This is a genomic window from Devosia sp. J20-27 (assembly GCF_055808595.1).
The window spans coordinates 1,171,487-1,188,909 of the sequence record NZ_CM147875.1 but is presented as its reverse complement, the minus strand read 5'-3'; the positions used below and the strand labels follow the sequence as shown (position 1 = coordinate 1,188,909).

The window sequence follows — 17,423 nt, the reverse complement described above, 5'->3', positions numbered from 1 at the left end:
GACATCCACCTTAGGTGGAAGCCTGCACTTCATGGCGCCGCTGCTGCTATGCCTTGTAATCGCTGCGTAACAACAGAGACATAGCGGAGGGAGGTCGATTGCCTGACCCGGCGATAGTTTTCGCAAGTTCGAAGCCGTCCCTACGAAACTCTTGCAGCCTGTCCTTGACGTTGCCAATTTCTTCCACGCTTAAGTTAAAGCGCAGGGCTGTACCAGGAAATGACGTTCGGTAGTTGGTTTTGGTCTTTCTGGACAGATGGACGGCGGTTGAACCGCTCGCAAGCACGAAATTCCCGCCATTGCGAGCCAGCCGGCTGGTCATGTACAGGCCGTATCCTGAGTTGAACCAAGTCTCTGATGTTCTCGGCAGGTGCGTTTTTCCGGAAACGCTCGGCAGCAGACTCCACTCAATCGCCTGCTTGTCGGACGGGAAACGGAAGTTTGGGTTTTCAGCCAATCCTTTCCGAACACCAATTCCGAAGTCGGCAAGCGCAAATTCCACCTTATTGCTCCTGGGCCAATACTGAGCACAGTAGAACAGCGTGTCAGAACGACTGTGCTCAAAAACGTTCCTCATCACCTCCCGAATGGAGAACGACAAAACATTGAACATTTCCGATACCTCATCGCTTCGCGCAATGACACGGGCCACGCCGTCAGCATGTCGCTGAACTAGGTCAGGAAGCTCCCTATACTTGTCGCCCGGCTCCTCATAGAGAGCGCTGCGCTCAATGCAAGTCAGCGGCACATAGTTGTCGCTTCCCCACGCTTCTCCCACCTCCCTGCCCAAGTCGAGCCCGAACATGTGGAAGAACCCCATGTGGCCGGGATATACATTGGCCGAATGGTTCTTAACGTCGATGCGCAAATCGGGGTTGCGAGCCTTAAGCGCTCGCAGCTTAGCAGCAAGAAACAACATATAGAATGGGGAAAAGAAGTGGGGCTGATTCCCAAAATCAATTGAGAGCCGATTGTGCATTGCGTAGTAATCAAGCTCAATGCCAAAGCGCAGCATCGTTTCCAAATCCGTACGATCCGGAAGTAATACAGTGGCGACAGGCATGGCATAGTCCTCACTGCTCTTGCGACCCCTTGGTCCATCCTGCCGACGGCAGGACATCAAGTGGGCAGCGTCGATTTACAGGCTGCCCATTTCCTTAGGAATAGCAAACAGTCGACCACATGCGTTCATTGGCGACCATCGCCGGTGCCAGATGATCACGTTGGCACCTAATCAGGTTAGATGGGAAGGGTGGGGTGCGGTGGCCGGCATATCAAATCCTGTTCCACGGAAGGCGGAGAACGGACCGAAGTCTCGCCTCGACGGCTTTGAAATCGGTGGTCTCATAGAACCATAGTCCAACCGTCGTGCCCTCCCCAGCAGCCTTGCAAATGAGATTGTTGACGCGGCAATTCGTTTCCTGCCCGCCCTTGAAGCAGTTCCGGGGCGATATGTTGCCATAGCCCGCATTGAACCGCGCGGCGAAGTTGGCGCACTCCCCTACGTAATTCGCTTCGCCGCCGATCGTGATGACGTAAACACCTGCCACTTTAAGACGGCTCGGAATCCTAAACTTGCAGAATGGCCCTACTCCGTAAGCATTAAGCGCCAGACTTCCGATGTTCGCATATCTTGCTTGAGGCCAGGTTAGCCGCAAGGCGCCGGCGTCGTCTCGCTCCGGTTCGATTGGAGCGACAAAGGCAAACTCGAGACCTGCAAGTTTTAGAATGTCAGCGGTCATGTTTGGCGCACCTTCATGATCGACGCGATGGGAATAAAACTGTCAGTGCAATTTCAGGAAAGTCACGGTGAGCTTCTGCAGCACCTACCTATGATACGTCCTTAAGCCCATCCTGCATACAAGACGCCCTATGGCGATTGGAGGATCACCACCGTCCTAGGCCCCGCTAAAGGTTACGGCGCCCTAACGGCGACGCAACCGACTGTGTGACCGCTGGAGGGCTCGTGGTAACGGTGCCTACGCCCGTACCGTGGTAACGGGCCGGGCGTTAAAGGCGGGCCCGGCGCGCCGGGCCGTAGCCGCGTCCCGGTAAAGGTAAGGCTAAGAGTTACTACCGTTACCAAGGTTATATCGGTTCCGACTGATCGTCGTGGACGGGCTCGCGCCAATACCCTTTGGCTTTGTTTCCGCTTGCGAACGTGAGGGTTTGCGGGCCGTTCCACCCGAGCCCATTCATTGCCCGGCTCAGTCTCTTCCAGTGATGTGCGTGGACATGACCGGGCAAGACTCCAAGGGTCTCGGTCATGATCCAGTTGCTCGCCACCATTTCCTTTCCGTGCGCAAGTGACCCAGTCAGGTTCTCAAGAATCCCCTCCCACCCGTCCGCCTCAAGGCGCTTCTGTTGCTCGACGCGGGCAGCGGGCCAAAGCTCGGCCTTCAGCTCTATGCTTTCGCCCATCGCCTCGCGGTGAGCAGCTTCAGCCCAAAGTTGATCCCGATAAACACTGAGTCCGACCAGGTCGATCGTACCCGTTCGCACGGGCCAAAATCGACGGTTGCCGGTTTCGTCCTTCAGGTACTGATCGTCGTTCGTAGTCCCCACCAAGACGCCCCTGCGAGGGCGCACTTCGCTGTATCTGGCATAGGCGGGCCGGGCACGATCGACGGCTCTCGATGCAAAGGCTTTGACCTTGTTCACGTCGGTGAACCGCAATCCCGAAAGCTCGCCAATTTCGTAAATCCATACGCCTCCGAGTGCTTCCATCTGGGCGCGCTGGTCTAGGGCTAGAAGGTCGCTGTCGCTGAAGAACTTGTCGCTCGCCATGATCCTGAGAAGTGTCGACTTTCCTGATCCCTGCGGACCCTCCAGAACGACTATTGTATCGAACTTTACGCCCGGCTGTCTGGGTCGACGTACGCCAGCCATCAGCAGGATCGCTCCGACTGCCAGCGTGTACGGGTTGTCCTCAGCACCGGCGAAGTCGACCAGCCAAGTATCGATGCGCGGTTGACCATCCCATTCCAAGGACGCCAGGTAATCGCACACCGGATCGATCGGGTTCTGGTGGCAGAGCTGCTCGACGGCATCGCGCGTCATCTCTTTGCCCGGGTCAAAGCCGAAACGCTTGTTAATGGCGTCACGGAGGTGGAGGGAGACTACGTCGCTGACCTCGCCTTGGAAGGATTGCAGCTCCCTCCCGGATACAAACATCCGCTGCTGAAACTCGTCGAAATAGAATTCTGCCCCGAGCCGCAACAGGGCAGCCTGGGTGTTTTGGAAAGTGCGGCGGGGCGCAGCGCTTCGGCCGTCGCTGCCATCCGGCCAGGCATCCTTCATTCTCATGGACGCCTTGGTGGCTTGGCGCAGCGCCTCAGCCGAGGGCGACTGTTTCTCTAGAATGGACTCGGAGATGGCGTACCTTGGGTTAATGAGGACGCCGGCGACCGCGAGCAGATCAAGACCTGCCTTGACTAGACCGCATGCCACCGAAAAGACCGCCTCACTGCGGCTATTGAAGCGCGGATCGTCGCTGGAACGGGGACGCGTGGGGTCGTCGCCAAGGATCGCGACCTCTCGCGTACGCTCGCTGATCCCCTCCGGCAGATCGATAGGAGCAACTGTGAGGTGATCGGGCTCGATCAGCGCCACCGCGGTTGCATCAGCTGTGCTCTCACCAAACTCTGCGGGATCGTAACGTCGCGTCCAATTCGTTTGCTCCTCAACTAGGTATGCCAGTGACGGCGTGCGGCCGCGTTCGCGCTTCTTTTTCGTCGGCAGATTTATAGTGCCGGGAAGACGAAGGATGCGACTGCAATCCGTCGCAGCTGGGTCGCCATCAAGCTTCGCCACCAGCCAACGGTTGATGCGCTCTACGCGCGGAAGGTCTGCAATCGGTTCGGAAAAGGCCCAATAGACGTTGTATCCGCCACCCGAGCAAACCACCGCAGTCGGAGCGGGGAGGAATGCCACCACTCGGGGCAGAGCATCTAGATCATCGAGGTCCACATGTGCCCAGAGCGCATGACCCACGTCGGACTTCTTGGCTTTGATATCCTTTAGCCCGTCCAGCAGCAGATTCACGTGGACATAGAGATTTCGTCGACCGTTATGCTGCTGGATAAAGGCGCGTGCGGCCGCACTCTCAGACGCGAGAAATGTCTTCGAGAGCAGCCCGCCATCCGGGATGATGGCACAAAGGTGCCACGGACCATCTGGGTTTCGCGAAGTAAGAAAGCTCATGGCGGCGTCGACGTCGCCTGCGATGGTTTCGGTCGTGGGCTCGGTCATTTGCCACCCCGCTGAGGGGGCGCAAGGGGATCGCCCGGCGCTGTGTGCTCTTGCAAGAATTCATCGAGCGCCGATCGCCGGTAACGGATCGCAGCGCCAACTCGCGTCACACTCGGCCCGGTCCGTTGCTGGGAACGGACTTTTTGTAGCCAGTACACGCTGATGCGCATGTAGTCCGCGGCTTCGACCTCATTGAGCAGCGGATCAGGATTTTTCATTTTTTGCCTCCCAAATGAGGCACGTGAGAGTCGTAGGCGACTCAACATCGTGGGCCGCTGGTCCATCTGGACGGAGGTCGGAATGTCGGCGAAACGGGCACTGTTCCGGTCCGCGCTGACAGCCCAAGCACGACGTGTTTGGCTGGTCGTCAGAGCTGTAGTCGAAAGCGGGTGGCGAGCGACGCGGGTTGTACATAGAGACCTCCTTGGTTGAAGCGAGGTCTCCTAATACTCACATTTTTGCCGGTCCGGGCGGGGGAAGTTCAAGCGAACTTTTCCCCAACAACTCAGCTTTCGCCAAAGAAACCGATGCCAAACTTGCCCAGCATTTTCTCCATGTCGGCAAGGACGTAACGCCTTAGGACCTCAACTGCCACTGCTCGCTCGTTGACGGTATGAAGGAGCTCCGCCTGTCGCTTCGAAAATGACTTTCTGAGCCTCTCTGCAGTTGAAGTGACAGACTGTTGGTCCTTGAGCAGCGGCGCATAGAGTTCCGCTAACCCGCGGTCCGAACGCGGACGGAAAGCGGAGTCGCGTCTCTGTCTGATCTCATCCTCCGCGCGCGCTTCTGCCATCGCTTCCAGTACGCTCTCGTCGTCATAGACTTTGACCCGCTGCGGCCGACCCGTCAGAGCGCTGAGCGCGCTCGCAAGCCGCTCTTTGTCGCTCGTAGTTTTTGAGGGGTTCGCCCAAATGAAGCCAAGCACAATCCGTTTAAGCAGGTCGTCGGCGCCGCGACCGCCTTTGAGTTCGTTCACCAGGTCTTCGCCAAACTCGGACTGGTACTCACCAAGCAGCTGATCAAACTCATCAAACTTCAGAAGCATAGGCCAACTCCAGTAGACGCGTTGCAACCAGCTGAGACGGTGCCCGAAGCCGCTCGGCGTCGATAATAATGTACCCGCCGGTAACGTCGGTGTCTGCCCGGTGGTTAAGTAGGCGCTTGAGTGCATACGCGCTGACGTCAAGGCTCTCGGCCACGGTCACAAAGGTCCGGCGCAAGTCGTGCATGCTGAATTCAACGCCCGACACCTCGACGACCCTCCCGACGAAAGACTTTACCTCGGTGATATGCCCGCTCGCTCCATCGCCGGGAAACACCCATTCAGACTGGCCCACAAGCTCGCGCCGGCAGGAGACAAGTTCGGCGACAAAGTCGGACATCGGCAGGTCGAGCGGGTCCCCATTCTTGGTCGTCGGCAGATGCAGGGCTTTGCCGGCGAGATCAACACTCTCCCAGCGCAGGGTTAGCACCTCAGAGCGGCGCATCCCGGTAAACAGGGCAAACAGTAGGATGTCGCGCGCACCTCGAGACTCGTTCTGCACCGCCCGCCACCAACTGGGCAGCTGCTGCACCGAGATGAGCCGGCGTCGACGGCGCTCCTTATGCCACGCCCTTGCCTGCGTTAGGATTCCTGCAGGGTTAGGTGGGAATACGTCGTAGTTGGCGGCCGTAAAATTGTAGACGGAGCGAAAGTGTCGGAAAACGCTGTTCGCTGTGGGATTACCGCGTTCCGCGCTGATCTTGCGATGCTGCGCCAACACCATCTGCCGGCTAATGTCCTGCAGGCTCTTGGCGCGCCATGCCGCGAGATAAACGGCTCGGGTCCGCTCGTAGGCGTCTATCGTAAAGCGGGACAGGGTTTTGGCCCGAAAGAACGCCTTAAACGCTTCGTCCATCGTGATCCGCTCTGCGAGCAGCTCTCGCTTCGCTCGGTTGGGATCCACCCCAGCGTTCATGTCATTGAGAATGGTCATCGCTTTCTTGCGTGCCGCTTCGGGAAGGATAAGGTCCGCACGGCCAATGGTGACGCGCCGTGTCCGCCGGGCAACCTGACCCTCCGCGAACCACACCTTGGACTCTTTGCCGACCCTCAGGCCCAACCCCCTAAACTGGGCATCGCGGTAGAGGACCTGTCCACGGGCTGGGTGCTGCAAACCATCGACGGTTTTCTTCGTGAGCGACAAGATCGACATTCGGAGACCTCCTGAGACTCGAATCTCGATAGGGCGATTGCTACAAAATCGATAGAGAAATCAGCAGTCTATATCATGCTGTGCAACGCTGTACTGGGCTGTCCAATTGGGATTCTCCAGCGATCCAGCTATCCTTTACCTCTTCAAGCAGGGAGGGTCGGATGCCCAAACCAATTCCAGTCACTGTTGGAAATGAAACGTTTCCGAGCATGGCGGCCGTCGTGAGACGATTTCAGGAGATTGCTGCGCACACTACGAACGAGGAGCCATTGGTGGGGAACGCCGCATTATTTGCCGAGGCTCTTTTCCGCATGCATCCAGAGTTCGAAGACAGGGTAGAGAATCGGGCAGTCCGACACTTCACCGTCGCGAAGGCCAAGGGCGGATCGCGATGCCTTTATGTCAAGTATGAGACAGGCGAGTTGCAGGATTTCAGTTGACCTGAGCCCCAAGTTCCCTCCGGCTTTGAGGAGAGTCCTTGGTTGATGTTTTGGCCCTATGCGGCCTGCTTTTCCAGTGCCAGTTGCGTGGCGAACTCGTTGGGCGTGAGATTGCCCAGCGAGGAGTGTGGTCGCTGGGTGTTATAGTCCTCCTTCCATGCGCTGATCCGGTCCCGAGCCTCAGCCAGTGACGAGAACAGCGTCTCGTTGAGACATTCATCGCGGAAGCTGCCGTTGAAGCTCTCGATGAGGCCGTTCTGCATGGGCTTGCCGGGAGCGATGTAGTGCCAGTCGATCTGGCGGTCCTGGGTCCAGCGCAGGATCGCCATGCTGGTGAACTCGGTGCCGTTGTCGCTGACCACCGTCAGGGGCCGACCGCGGCGAGCAATGATGGTATCGAGCTCGCGCACCACACGCCTACCCGAGAGCGCGGTATCGGCGACCAGAGCCAGGCACTCGCGCGTATGATTGTCGACGACGGCCAGCACCCGGAAGCGGCGACCATCGGTGAAGGCATCGGAGACGAAGTCGAGGCTCCAGCGCTGGTTCGGCTGGTCCGGCACGATCATCGGGCGCCTCGTGCCCAAGGCCCGTTTGCGACCGCCGCGCTTGCGCACCTGCAGTCTCTCCTCGCCATAGAGCCGCCTGAGCTTCTTGATGTTCATGTCGATGCCCTGCCGCTGCAGCATCACGTGGATGCGGCGGTAGCCGAACCGCCGGCGTTGTGACGCGACTGCCTTCATCGCCTCACGCAGTTCCCGATCGTCCGGCCGCAGGCTGCGATACCTGACACTCGATCGGTCAACTTCGAGAGCTTCACACGCCCGCCGCTGGCTCACGCCATGCACCAGGCAGGCATGGGCCACCGCATCCCGCTTCGCGTCGGGCGTCACCATTTTTTTGCAGCGACATCCTTGAGGATGGCGTTGTCCAGCATTGCCTCGGCCAGAAGCTTCTTGAGCCGAGTGTTCTCGTCCTCGAGTGCCTTCAGCCGACGGGCATCGGACACTTCCAGGCCACCATACTTGGCCTTCCACTTGTAGAAGGTGGCACTGCCGATCCCATGCTTGCGGCACAGGTCGGCCGTCCCCAGCCCGGCCTCCTGTTCCTTCAAGATCGCAATGATCTGCTCTTCGTTGAACCTGCTGCGCTTCATCCGTCCGCCCCCTAATGCGGCGGACTCTACCAAAATCTGGAGGAGATCCAGGGGCTCAGGTCACAGTGTAGACCGATGTTTGGCCCGCTCCCAGTAGCTGCCACTTCCTGTGGCAGGTTGCAGGCGACAATCACTCTCGCGAAGATGAAAAAATTTTGATGGAAATTTGCCTCTCGGCGTCAGAGGGGCAGGGCCCGCGAGCGGAATATGGGACCCGTAAACGCACCTCTGCCTAGCTAGCACTCACCAGAGCGAAGCCGATTGGAGTTCCCGTGGTCCTTTGAGGCCGACGGGACCTCAACGGAGAGGGAAGTCGAAAGTGGCTAGCGTCAGTAATACCGCGCGTTCTCCACTGGGCTCAAAGTGTCACGAACACCCGGAAATGTTCTCCCCGAAACCAAGACGCGTCATGAAGCTCTAGGATTCCATACGACCCTTGACACGTTTCTATGAGGCTTATAGGACTTATAACGGTCAAATCGTAAGGAGCTTGTGGTGCATATGGTCAGCCTCTCTCAAGAAACGTTCGCCCGGCTACAATCCCATGCCGTCCCCTTGATCGATTCCATAGAAACGGTCATCAACAAAGCTCTTGATGCGCTAGAGGCGGACGACACATCGCCGACGACGACATCGAGCTTTCGGCCTTTCAGCCCGGAATCGCCGCCCAGTCTGTCATTCACGACCGTTCGTTCCGTCGTGTTCAATGGCAAACGCCACGTCCCTTCCGAGACTTATTGGAATTCGATACTTATTGCAGCGATCCGTGAGGCCGCGGCGCAGGGAATGTCACCGGCGAAGATCAGCTCGTTGCTTATTATCAACAATGTGGCGGGCCAGAAGGACGACGGCGGATACAAGTACATCGCCGAAGCCAAGCTCTCGGTGCAGGGTCAGGACGCCAACGCGGCGTGGAAGGCCGCATATCACCTCGCATCTGCTATCGGCGCGTCAATCGAGGTCACGTTCGTGTGGCAGCATAATCCCAAGGCTGCTTTTCCAGGGGAGAGCGGCAGCTTTTCGCTAAAACCAACTAAATGACAACGCCGGGCGAGCGCCCCTCGCCCGCGCCCCTATCTTCTCACGACAGAAAGACGCGTGTGCGGATCAACGAGTTTGTCGGCGGCAATCAACTGGCCTCGTGAGACCGAACGCTGACCATTCCAAGTCGCCGGCAGCCGCGCAACAACGTGGTGCTCGGGCCCGTTGAACAGAACCTCCAGCTGTTCGCTCTCAAGGTCCAGAGCGAAGAAGAGGAGATGATCGGCCCGGGTTTCGGTGTTCCGAAACGCGGCGCCTCGCCCGGTAGCGCTTGCTTTCACTTGCACCGTTCGACCATCGGCCGCGTACCCATCGATACCCGTCCCATTCCGCTCGACGAGCTTCACGCCAAAATACTCGTTGGCGAGGGCCTCCCCCAGGTCGCCAATCAGGTTGCCATCGAGGGTAAAGGATAGACCCGTGGACAAGTAGTGCAGTCGAAGTGCATTACGCGCGTGGATTAGGCCGATAGCGGCGGACGGCAGGGGGAGACGCATGCTGCGATCCTACTCAATGTATGGCAATTGAGCCATGGCGGCTGTGGCTCTGGGGCTAGTAGGGGATTAGTAGGGGAAGCCAGTGCAAAGCCGTGGTGCTGGATCCAAGCTCAGCCGATGAAAGTTCCTTCGTGCTCAGTGCCTTATCAAAAAGTGTCAAACCCTGTACGACGCCAGCTGCAGTATCCGAGCCTAATTCGTAATGATGGGGTCAGGTGTTCGAGTCACCTAAGCGGCACCACTCCAACCTTCTGACATTGTTGAAGTTATTGCTTCGGTGCTTCCGAGGACTCGGAGAAGCAATAACCCGAGGGCACCACCGGGTCGCCACCGGTGCCGGAATTCTGCCAAGCGCTGTTGATCCAGCCACCCGCAAGTGATCCGAGAAAACCGAGCACCACGGCGGCAAGCGGAATTCACCACCGACGGGAACTGACGTGATCCAGCGCGGCCTGGTGCAAGTTTACGGCAACGCCGATCAGGGCAGTCAATTCTGAGGGCTCGAGTGGGCGGCGACTGATGCGGTCGTACGCCTCCGCCGTCAGTTGGTGATTTGGGCTGATCTCCTTCTCGGCGTCCACGTCGAAGCTCAGCGGAAACTGTCGTCTCCAGACCAGCGAGTACCTCTCATTCTCGGAGGCCTGTCGAAAGAACTCAGGATGCTCGCGGAATACGGACACCCAGTGTTCAGCGGACTTCTGACGCCCTGATATTCTGTCGGCCCAGCCGGCCGCATCGGGCTTGTTAAACTTGTAATTACCTAGCTTGGTCGCGATGACATCCGAAAGTCGACCGGCCTTGAGATATGGGCTTCCCACCTATTCCCCCCTCAATCCTCATAAAACTTCCGCTGCATGTCGACGAAAACGGCCTTGATCACCGGTATGTCACCGAGCTTGATCTTGGCATCCGCGATGCTGCCGTAGCGAGCAGTCAGGAAAGTTGAGACTTTGGAGAGTGAAAGCTCGCCCTCGCCGTGTGATGCGTAGACCTTCAACACTCCCACCAGGAACTCCTGCTCCGCCCTTCTTGGGCGCCGCCCACTTGTCCCAGGTGAAATCGCCCTCGATGATCGGGGTGTAGGTCTTGCCCTCCAGAGCGGCCTGGTCGCGGCGATCGGCCTCCAGATCGTGCAGATATTTCAGGAACAGCACCCACGAGATCTGCTCGACACAATCTAAGCTCGTTGGCGATCCCCTCCTCCGCCCGAAGGTCGCGCTCTATGCTGTTGAAGGCATTCTCGTCGAGAGAATTTGACCGCGAACGACTATGATGTGCGGCGCTGGAGATAGGCAAGTACCGTAGCGATCGTCTCGCTGTCCGGATCTCCCGGCTTACCTTCCGGACCCGCCTTTGCTCGTAGGCGCATCGCAGCAAGGACTTCAGCCTGACGGTGCGCTGCCACGTTTCCGTAGCTGGTGAGGGTCGTCAGCACCTTCTCATGACCGAGATTCTGGCTCCAGATCTTGAGCTCCTCGGGTGTCTTGCAGACCTGTTCGCCGAGAAGGGTCAGCGTGTCCCGGATGAGGTGTGGATTTGAATAGGGGAGTCCTGCTACCTCGAATGCGGTCTTGAAGATCTTGCGAATGGCGCCGGTTCCTTGCCAGTGCATATTGCTCAAGCCGATCGGCGCAAACAGGCCTCTCGCGTCTAGTGCGATCTGGGTGACAGGAAACAGTGGGTCCTCCGGGCCGAAGTGAATTTCGTTTCGCAGGTAGTTAACCCAGTCAGCGAAGATTCGCTCGATGTCTTCACCGACCGGGAAGAACCAGGCGGAGAAGGTCTTGCGGAATTTGGTGTGCACATCGCGCGCGTCCTGAAAGATCGAACTGCGAGCCAGATCTACGTGCTTCAAGCGGAGAGACGCGATGGCACTGTCGCGGGCTCCCGTGAGCAGAGCCAGGGCGATGAGGGCCTGATTGCGGCGATCTATGGCAGCTGAGATCGGAGCCGAAAGAATGACGTGCCGAACCTCGTCCAGGGTCGCTACCCTCTTCTCCCGGACGGCGCCGGCGATACGCTGGTCGTTGCTGCTATCGTTGAAGTAGTCGGCGTCGAGGTAACTGAGCTTCGAACGAAAGCCGGGCTGGTCCGCGAGCCAGATGAAGAACGCACGCAGCGCCTTGAGACGAGAATTGATTGTCGCGACCGCGAGGGGCTTGCCAGTCTTGGCACTCACCCGCTCACGAAGCCGCCGCTTGAACTGACGCGCCTGCTCGATGTGAAAGCTCTTGAAGGCCCGATAATTTGTCGACTCCTCGAACGCGGCGAGATGGGCCGCGACCTGGTCGACGCTCGAACCTGCCATGCGCTTCGCATCCTCCAGATAGATGAAGTACGCGCGCTTCATTCTCTCGTTTTCGGGGTGGTGCCTAACCATTGGTTTTCGGATCCTGACTGAAGTGATCATTTGGAGAGGGCCCGGCGGCATCTACTAGGTGTGTCACCGCCTGCGTCAGCGTCACGTTAAGAATGCGCCCCAGCGGCTCCAGCGAGGCGGCAGCGATCACCTTGTTCATCGGTGTGATGCAGACCGCACAGAGCGCTTTCAGATTGCCGGTCGAGGCAGTGCGAGGGACATAATCAGCCATTCTCAAGCCGGCCTCTCGCGGTGCCCTGCACTTGAAACAGAAGAATTCCTGAAGCCGTAGCTTCGGTCCTGATTGGGCGCGGCCCTTGAGGTACTCGGCAAGATCAGCACCGAGGATCAAGTTTGGTCTCTGGTCGACCATCGCCGGCAAGGCACCGGACTTTATCCAGCGCCTGATCGTGCCCTTCGAACAGCCCGTCGCTCGCGCGGCGTCGTCCACAGTGTATGGACGATGTATCTTTATCAGCCGGTAGTTCGGCCGGCGCTTTTTATGCGCCTGCAGGGATTGCCGAGGAGGTGAGGTCAGGGGGTTGTGCGGCGCGGCGGGCACCCGAGTTACTCTCGGTCCGACGTCGACATGCGCTTGTGCGACGCCAGCCAGGCGTCCAGATCGTCCGGGTCGTAGACCACGACGCGGCCGACGCGCATGTAGGGGCAGCCGCCGCCATGCACGCGCAGTTTTTCAAGGGTGGACTTGGCAAGGCCGGTATAGGCCGCGGCCTCGCGGGTGCGCAGTTTGCGGCGGTGAGTCTGGGGAGTAGCGGGGTTCATCGTGCAGGTTCCCGGCAAGCACCGGATCGGCGCGCCTTCTGCACGCAACCTGCGGAAACACCGTGTGGAACGAAAACGCCAAACGAGGCCAGCCGGCTCATGGCTCAATTTGGCGTGGTTTGACGCTACTCTTTCCGAAGGGCCCTGCGAACAGTACTGGGAGAAACTGCGCTGCCGCCGTTTGCGAGATGCCAGTTGTTTACCACCTTGAGTCGATCTTTCGAGGTCAATCCCAGCGGTAACCCGAGCGGATATAGCTCGGCTATCGCGCGCCTCGTCGCATCGAGCTTGTCCGGTGATTTGAGCGACCCACCGGTTTTGCGAGCTGCGCTTGCCCCGCGCTGTGGCGAGTGTTGAGAGGCCGCCTCGCCAGCCCTCACGAATTGCGGGAAGGCGGCTAAGAGGGCGTCGCGCTTGACCTGGATGCCAAACCATCGAGGCTTCTCTGTACCAACCGGGGTAAACTCACCTCCGTAGTCGTTTAGGGTTTCGTCGATGAAGCTTACGAAGTGGCGCTGGCGGAACTGTCCCGGATCGGTCGTCGCCATTTCCCAATAGACTGCTGGAATCTGTTCACGAATCAGCACGTGGGTTAGGCCGGTTACCGGGAGACGTTCCTGGAAAAACGCCGCAAACAGCACAGTGGCGCCCTTGTCGTCGAGGTCACCATCCGCAATCTCCTGCGATGAGCGCGCCAGACCCTCGCATCCGACCCACTGGGCGGCCTCCCACAGCGTCCAGTCGGCAGCGGACAGGTCGAACGGAGGTGGTGCCTCTTCAGAGTTCTTCGGCTCAGGCCACAGGGCCATCACAGCGGTGCGAAGAAACTTCAGGTCGGTGTATGCCGCCTTCAGGGACACAGACCGCTGGATGACATAGTCCGCCCCGTCGACCTTTCCTGACAGCTCGAGATAGTGCCACTCATGGGCGGGAATCTGAATGGCCGTTCCGCGTGGGTCGAGTCCGGTGGCCACAATTTGACCTTCAGCCAGCCTGCGCCAAAGCTCTTCGCGAGCGCTCTTAATGGAAACGACCTTGGGTTCAGAGTCCAAATTTGTGGCCTCAAGGAGCCCCAGATCCTGAACGGTTCGGGCATCCAGTGGACGCAGCTCGGCACCCTCGGCAATCCACCACTCCTCCGCGCCATCTAGCGGCAACCGGCGCCTGACGCCGAACCACTCCCAACATTCATTTCGGTACGCCGCCCAGCTATCCCGAACCGCCTGGGCCGAACGCATCGAGATCCATGCGACTGTCATCGCAAGCGACCAGCCGGACTCGACCATCGGATCGAACTTCGACGGCCGGGGCGAGTTGGCGAACGGCCGCTGGCCCCACCTCGCCGCAAGCCCCTCGGCCTCCTCCGGAGGAAGGGCCCCGTCCATCACAAGACTAATCATCGACTGTCGCAAGGCATGCACCGGTGGAATGCGGCGACCACGGGGATTGGCCGCAGGGAGCCCCAGTCCCATCAGCCACACTTCAAATTGAGTTAGTCGAACAAATGGCGTTCTCCCCGCCAGGGAATCCCAATAGTTTCCATGCCCAATCTTGACCACGGAATCCAAAAAGAACCGTTCTGGGAAGAAGGCCGACGCCCATTCCATACGAGGGATCGTGAAGTTCTCGAATTCACCCGGTCTGACGAGTGCCTCCACGGTACCTTCAATGAACGGACGCGTGACCTCTGCAAGTTCGAGATCGGTAACCGCATCGAGCGCGGCGATATGAGTACCAACTACTTCGGCGGGCAATCTCCCGCCGAGAACTCGCGTCCGAAGTTCGAAAGCAGGAGAGTGGCCGTTCCAGAGTATGTCGTGGAATCGGTTAAAGGCGGCAGGAAGTGAGACGTAACCCTCGGGAACCAAGTGAACCATGGCCGATATTGGTTGAAGCCTGAGATTGGCTCAAGGGATGAATTCTAACTAGCCAATGACCGCTTCGCGCCGGAAGCGGTAACTCAGTGGAACGACAATTGGCTCGTCAGTTGCCAAGCGAGGTTCAATGACGCTGCGGTGAGGGTAACAAGTTCAGGCAGGGTAAGCCATTCCGTCGTCCAAGCTGCGCCGGAGCGTCACTGAGCGGGATATCGGCGGCAGCAGTGTTCTCTTCCAAGCGCTGCAGTTTCGTGGTGCCGGGGATTGGCGCAAACCGGGGCTTCTGGGCCAGCAACCAGGCCAAGGCGATCTGAGCGGCGCTCGCGTTCTTTCTCGCGGCCACCGCTTGGATGACGTCCACGAAGACTCGATTATCCGTCATCGAAGTTACGCCAGCGAATCATTCGTTCAAATTTGACTCGCTGGACTGTCTGCGGTCTATTTGAATTAACTGCATACCGACCTCACGATTGGGAATTGCTATGAAGCACTCCGCCTATTCGCGACTTGGTGCCTGGTGTGTTGCAGCCATACTGTCGGCGCAGACCTGCCTGACGCCGCTGGCGCAGGAGGCCGAACCGGTCGAGGCGCGAGAAAGCTATGCACAGATCGCCGCAGGACTGGATCGGATGGAGCGCATTGTCGAGTACGTGCGCGCGCAGGTCGACACATCGGTCTACGATGTCGGCAGCCTGGCGGAGCGATTGGGACCGAATCCAGAAGCGGCGCGCAGTTTTGTTCAGGACAATATCGGCTATCGTCCGTATTGGGGCGCCCTGAAGGGCGCTACGGGCGTTCTGGTCGATCGCGCCGGCAACGCTCTCGATCGTAGCCTGCTGCTCGCGGCGCTGCTGCAGCATCATGGCCATCAGGTGAGAATTGGCCACGCGACTTTGGACGCCCCTGTCGCTGGGCAACTGGCACAACTGGCAAGCGTCCCGCTGAAGGCAGCACCCGTTGCACTGCGGCTTACGCCGGAAATTCTCGCCGTTTTTCTCAATGAAGGGCGGCTAAGTGCCAGCGAGATTTCTGCGTTAGCGACGGAGGGCGAGGCCGAGGGCACCGTGCTTGAGGCGAGCATCTCACAAGATTTAGTGGCCGTGGGCGGTCTGCTCAAAGAAGCGATCGACGAAAGCAATATCACTATTCCTGACCCGATCGCGTCGGGTCGTTGGGCCAAAATGGCATCGGACTTCTATTGGGCTGAGGTCATGGCGTCATCCGGAGACTGGACTCGGCTGGAAACATTGGGAATTGTCGAGTTGGCTGCGCTTAACTTCGCCGCGGCGGACCATTTTGACCCCGAGGCGTTGCCGACAGAACTGCTCCACCGTGTAGAGGCCAAGGCCACTTTGATGGCGCAAACAGAGTCCGGCGTGGAGGAGCGCGAACTGGGCACAGCCGGGCTGACATCGATTGATGCTCTTGGCAAGACACTCAAACTGGCCAATACGCCCCTCGATCTGGGCGGCATACTGAGTGGCTTGCCCCCGACCGATTGGCTCTCTGAACCGGGCCCGGATGATCAATTCGCCTTCACCATCATGGTCGGTGACGAGGTTGTGTCCTCCCGGTTCTACCGGATGTCGGGAGAGGTATCGGACCTGCCGGCCGAGTCGGGTGTTCAGAATAGCCTTGGCGGCGGCTTAGGCAGGCTTACTAACATGATGAACGGTGCCACAGAGCCTGCCGGCAGCGCCGAGGCTATCTCGGTGCAGTATGTGCTTAGCGACAGCCAGGGGTTCGGCCAGCCACTGCAGCAGGAGACGATCACACGGCGCTTGTCCCTCGAGGATCAGCCAACGGCGGATGCTATCAGTTCAGGGGCATTGCCGGGACGATTCTGGACGGCCAAAGCCGCGGTGCTGCCAGCGCGCATCGACGAACAATATGACGGCTTTCTTCAGTTGCAGCGGCTCTCGGCGATACTCGGTCCGATAAAGGCGGAGGCGGGCAGGATGCTGGGCGTGTCTACCGATGCTGCTGCTTCATCATCGGCATTGAACCAGAGCTTGGCTTCAACACTTGCTTCAATGGTGCATCAATTCGAGGCCAACCGCCCGGAGCTAGTTGGCGAAGAGCCTTTTTCCGTCAAGTCGTCGCTGATTATAGAAGAACAAGCTATCTCGAGTGACGCGCAGCAAGCCTCACTTTTGCATTCGATAGATCTCGCACGTATCGGTGAGGCCTCCTATGCGCCGGGCCCGCGCGGTCTGCTTTCCAATGGTGTGTTATGGACCTGGCTGGAGTCTCAGCTGCTCGCAAGAGCATCCGTCGGCCCTTCATCCAGTTTCGGATTTGCGGCCCAGTTCAACGAAGAAGCCGACCAGACGCTCGACTTTGCCAAGCAAATCGGAGCTCTACCAGGGAACCAAAGTTTCAAGCATGACGTCGACCAGGACGTGTCGTCAGGTCAGCATATAGGCCTGCTCCACCAGTCCGATCGACCGATCTGGTGGAGCCTCGATCCGGAAACCGGGATGGCTATCGGCCGGGTCGTTGGCGGTCGGGGGGATGCACTAGCCGAGTCCGGGGAAATCACAATTATCGTGACTGAAAAAGCTACCGTGGCCGCCGCAAATTACGAAATCGTGGTCAAGTTAGTATTCGACCTGACATATATGATTTACTCATTTGCACAGTGCGTTTTTACGCTGCCCGCTGCCAAAGTTCGTTTCGCTGACCCACTCGGAAAGTGCGTCGTCGAGATGTTGGCGAACGGAGTGGCTTTGGGGACTTCTGGAGTTCGGGGTGCTCTTGGCATATCCCTCGCCGTAAAGGCGCTAAACGCGTTGTTTCAGGATCTGCTCTGATGACGCGTTCG

Annotated in this window: 17 protein-coding genes and 2 pseudogenes; 3 read left to right on the top strand and 16 right to left on the bottom strand. The window is 58.8% G+C overall.

Going from position 1 to position 17,423, the window contains the following annotated elements:
* Positions 1 to 46 precede the first annotated feature (46 nt).
* The 6 genes from AC0L4C_RS05835 to AC0L4C_RS05810 all read right to left on the bottom strand — a co-directional run bounded on the left by AC0L4C_RS05835 (position 47) and on the right by AC0L4C_RS05810 (position 6,446).
* On the bottom strand, positions 47 to 1,063 hold the full coding sequence (locus tag AC0L4C_RS05835; protein WP_473402684.1) for a hypothetical protein: 1,017 nt from the start codon (positions 1,061 to 1,063) through the stop codon (positions 47 to 49).
* A gap of 211 nt (positions 1,064 to 1,274) precedes the next feature.
* Complete coding sequence (locus tag AC0L4C_RS05830) at positions 1,275 to 1,742, bottom strand: GIY-YIG nuclease family protein (protein ID WP_473402683.1); 468 nt, start codon at positions 1,740 to 1,742, stop codon at positions 1,275 to 1,277.
* Between the two features lie 346 nt (positions 1,743 to 2,088).
* Entirely contained in the window at positions 2,089 to 4,251 is a 2,163-nt protein-coding gene (locus AC0L4C_RS05825; protein ID WP_473402682.1) for a VapE domain-containing protein, read from the bottom strand.
* Complete coding sequence (locus tag AC0L4C_RS05820) at positions 4,248 to 4,469, bottom strand: helix-turn-helix domain-containing protein (protein WP_473402681.1); 222 nt, start codon at positions 4,467 to 4,469, stop codon at positions 4,248 to 4,250. The genes AC0L4C_RS05825 and AC0L4C_RS05820 overlap by 4 nt, the downstream gene beginning before the upstream one ends.
* Positions 4,470 to 4,756: 287 nt before the next feature.
* Positions 4,757 to 5,296: a hypothetical protein gene (locus AC0L4C_RS05815; RefSeq protein ID WP_473402680.1), complete on the bottom strand. Its 540-nt coding sequence runs from the start codon at positions 5,294 to 5,296 to the stop codon at positions 4,757 to 4,759.
* The gene (locus AC0L4C_RS05810; protein ID WP_473402678.1) at positions 5,280 to 6,446 is read right to left on the bottom strand and encodes a tyrosine-type recombinase/integrase; all 1,167 of its coding nucleotides are present in this window, start codon (positions 6,444 to 6,446) and stop codon (positions 5,280 to 5,282) included. Before AC0L4C_RS05810 ends, AC0L4C_RS05815 begins: the two co-directional genes overlap by 17 nt.
* 161 nt (positions 6,447 to 6,607) lie before the next feature.
* On the opposite strand from AC0L4C_RS05810, the gene AC0L4C_RS05805 reads away from it, so the two are divergent.
* Positions 6,608 to 6,886 carry a DUF3223 domain-containing protein gene (locus AC0L4C_RS05805; RefSeq protein WP_473402677.1) on the top strand — a complete coding sequence of 93 codons (279 nt, stop codon included), beginning with the start codon at positions 6,608 to 6,610 and terminating at the stop codon, positions 6,884 to 6,886.
* A gap of 56 nt (positions 6,887 to 6,942) precedes the next feature.
* Here AC0L4C_RS05805 and AC0L4C_RS05800 read toward each other — a convergent pair.
* A protein-coding gene (locus AC0L4C_RS05800) for an IS3 family transposase (RefSeq protein ID WP_473399812.1) occupies positions 6,943 to 8,042 on the bottom strand; the annotation gives its coding sequence in 2 pieces (ribosomal slippage) (positions 6,943 to 7,790 and positions 7,790 to 8,042; 1,101 coding nt in all).
* 501 nt (positions 8,043 to 8,543) lie between these two features.
* Between AC0L4C_RS05800 and AC0L4C_RS05795 the strand changes: the two genes are divergently transcribed.
* Entirely contained in the window at positions 8,544 to 9,083 is a 540-nt protein-coding gene (locus AC0L4C_RS05795) for a T4SS efffector SepA family protein (protein WP_473403460.1), read from the top strand.
* Between the two features lie 32 nt (positions 9,084 to 9,115).
* Here AC0L4C_RS05795 and AC0L4C_RS05790 read toward each other — a convergent pair whose 3' ends face one another.
* The 9 genes and pseudogenes from AC0L4C_RS05790 to AC0L4C_RS05750 all read right to left on the bottom strand — a co-directional run.
* The gene (locus AC0L4C_RS05790) at positions 9,116 to 9,580 is read right to left on the bottom strand and encodes a DUF6998 domain-containing protein (protein WP_473402676.1); all 465 of its coding nucleotides are present in this window, start codon (positions 9,578 to 9,580) and stop codon (positions 9,116 to 9,118) included.
* A gap of 416 nt (positions 9,581 to 9,996) precedes the next feature.
* The gene (locus AC0L4C_RS05785) at positions 9,997 to 10,398 is read right to left on the bottom strand and encodes a hypothetical protein (RefSeq protein ID WP_473402675.1); all 402 of its coding nucleotides are present in this window, start codon (positions 10,396 to 10,398) and stop codon (positions 9,997 to 9,999) included.
* An 11-nt stretch (positions 10,399 to 10,409) separates the two neighbouring features.
* Complete coding sequence (locus tag AC0L4C_RS05780; protein ID WP_473403589.1) at positions 10,410 to 10,586, bottom strand: hypothetical protein; 177 nt, start codon at positions 10,584 to 10,586, stop codon at positions 10,410 to 10,412.
* A gap of 88 nt (positions 10,587 to 10,674) precedes the next feature.
* Positions 10,675 to 10,734, bottom strand: a pseudogene (locus AC0L4C_RS05775) (hypothetical protein); the annotation flags it as partial.
* Positions 10,735 to 10,847: 113 nt separating this feature from the next.
* Positions 10,848 to 11,930 carry a tyrosine-type recombinase/integrase gene (locus tag AC0L4C_RS05770; RefSeq protein WP_473402674.1) on the bottom strand — a complete coding sequence of 361 codons (1,083 nt, stop codon included), beginning with the start codon at positions 11,928 to 11,930 and terminating at the stop codon, positions 10,848 to 10,850.
* A gap of 22 nt (positions 11,931 to 11,952) precedes the next feature.
* Positions 11,953 to 12,390, bottom strand: coding sequence for a helix-turn-helix domain-containing protein (locus AC0L4C_RS05765; protein WP_473403458.1), 438 nt, complete (start codon positions 12,388 to 12,390; stop codon positions 11,953 to 11,955).
* A gap of 116 nt (positions 12,391 to 12,506) precedes the next feature.
* On the bottom strand, positions 12,507 to 12,722 hold the full coding sequence (locus tag AC0L4C_RS05760) for a helix-turn-helix transcriptional regulator (protein WP_473402672.1): 216 nt from the start codon (positions 12,720 to 12,722) through the stop codon (positions 12,507 to 12,509).
* A 125-nt stretch (positions 12,723 to 12,847) separates the two neighbouring features.
* The gene (locus AC0L4C_RS05755; RefSeq protein ID WP_473402671.1) at positions 12,848 to 14,476 is read right to left on the bottom strand and encodes a hypothetical protein; all 1,629 of its coding nucleotides are present in this window, start codon (positions 14,474 to 14,476) and stop codon (positions 12,848 to 12,850) included.
* 331 nt (positions 14,477 to 14,807) lie between these two features.
* Positions 14,808 to 14,972 (bottom strand): annotated as a pseudogene (locus tag AC0L4C_RS05750) (aldo/keto reductase); the annotation flags it as partial.
* A gap of 109 nt (positions 14,973 to 15,081) precedes the next feature.
* On the opposite strand from AC0L4C_RS05750, the gene AC0L4C_RS05745 reads away from it, so the two are divergent.
* Positions 15,082 to 17,412, top strand: a complete 2,331-nt coding sequence (locus AC0L4C_RS05745) for a hypothetical protein (RefSeq protein ID WP_473402670.1) — start codon at positions 15,082 to 15,084, stop codon at positions 17,410 to 17,412.
* Positions 17,413 to 17,423: the final 11 nt, after the last annotated feature.

Bases quoted from the DNA above. Each gene is read 5' to 3' on its own strand.
- AC0L4C_RS05835 (WP_473402684.1), bottom strand. From the start codon at position 1,063: ATGCCTGTCGCCACTGTATTACTTCCGGATCGTACGGATTTGGAAACG.
- AC0L4C_RS05830 (WP_473402683.1), bottom strand. From the start codon at position 1,742: ATGACCGCTGACATTCTAAAACTTGCAGGTCTCGAGTTTGCCTTTGTC.
- AC0L4C_RS05825 (WP_473402682.1), bottom strand. From the start codon at position 4,251: ATGACCGAGCCCACGACCGAAACCATCGCAGGCGACGTCGACGCCGCC.
- AC0L4C_RS05820 (WP_473402681.1), bottom strand. From the start codon at position 4,469: ATGAAAAATCCTGATCCGCTGCTCAATGAGGTCGAAGCCGCGGACTAC.
- AC0L4C_RS05815 (WP_473402680.1), bottom strand. From the start codon at position 5,296: ATGCTTCTGAAGTTTGATGAGTTTGATCAGCTGCTTGGTGAGTACCAG.
- AC0L4C_RS05810 (WP_473402678.1), bottom strand. From the start codon at position 6,446: ATGTCGATCTTGTCGCTCACGAAGAAAACCGTCGATGGTTTGCAGCAC.
- AC0L4C_RS05805 (WP_473402677.1), top strand. From the start codon at position 6,608: ATGCCCAAACCAATTCCAGTCACTGTTGGAAATGAAACGTTTCCGAGC.
- AC0L4C_RS05795 (WP_473403460.1), top strand. From the start codon at position 8,544: ATGGTCAGCCTCTCTCAAGAAACGTTCGCCCGGCTACAATCCCATGCC.
- AC0L4C_RS05790 (WP_473402676.1), bottom strand. From the start codon at position 9,580: ATGCGTCTCCCCCTGCCGTCCGCCGCTATCGGCCTAATCCACGCGCGT.
- AC0L4C_RS05770 (WP_473402674.1), bottom strand. From the start codon at position 11,930: ATGAAGCGCGCGTACTTCATCTATCTGGAGGATGCGAAGCGCATGGCA.
- AC0L4C_RS05760 (WP_473402672.1), bottom strand. From the start codon at position 12,722: ATGAACCCCGCTACTCCCCAGACTCACCGCCGCAAACTGCGCACCCGC.
- AC0L4C_RS05745 (WP_473402670.1), top strand. From the start codon at position 15,082: ATGAAGCACTCCGCCTATTCGCGACTTGGTGCCTGGTGTGTTGCAGCC.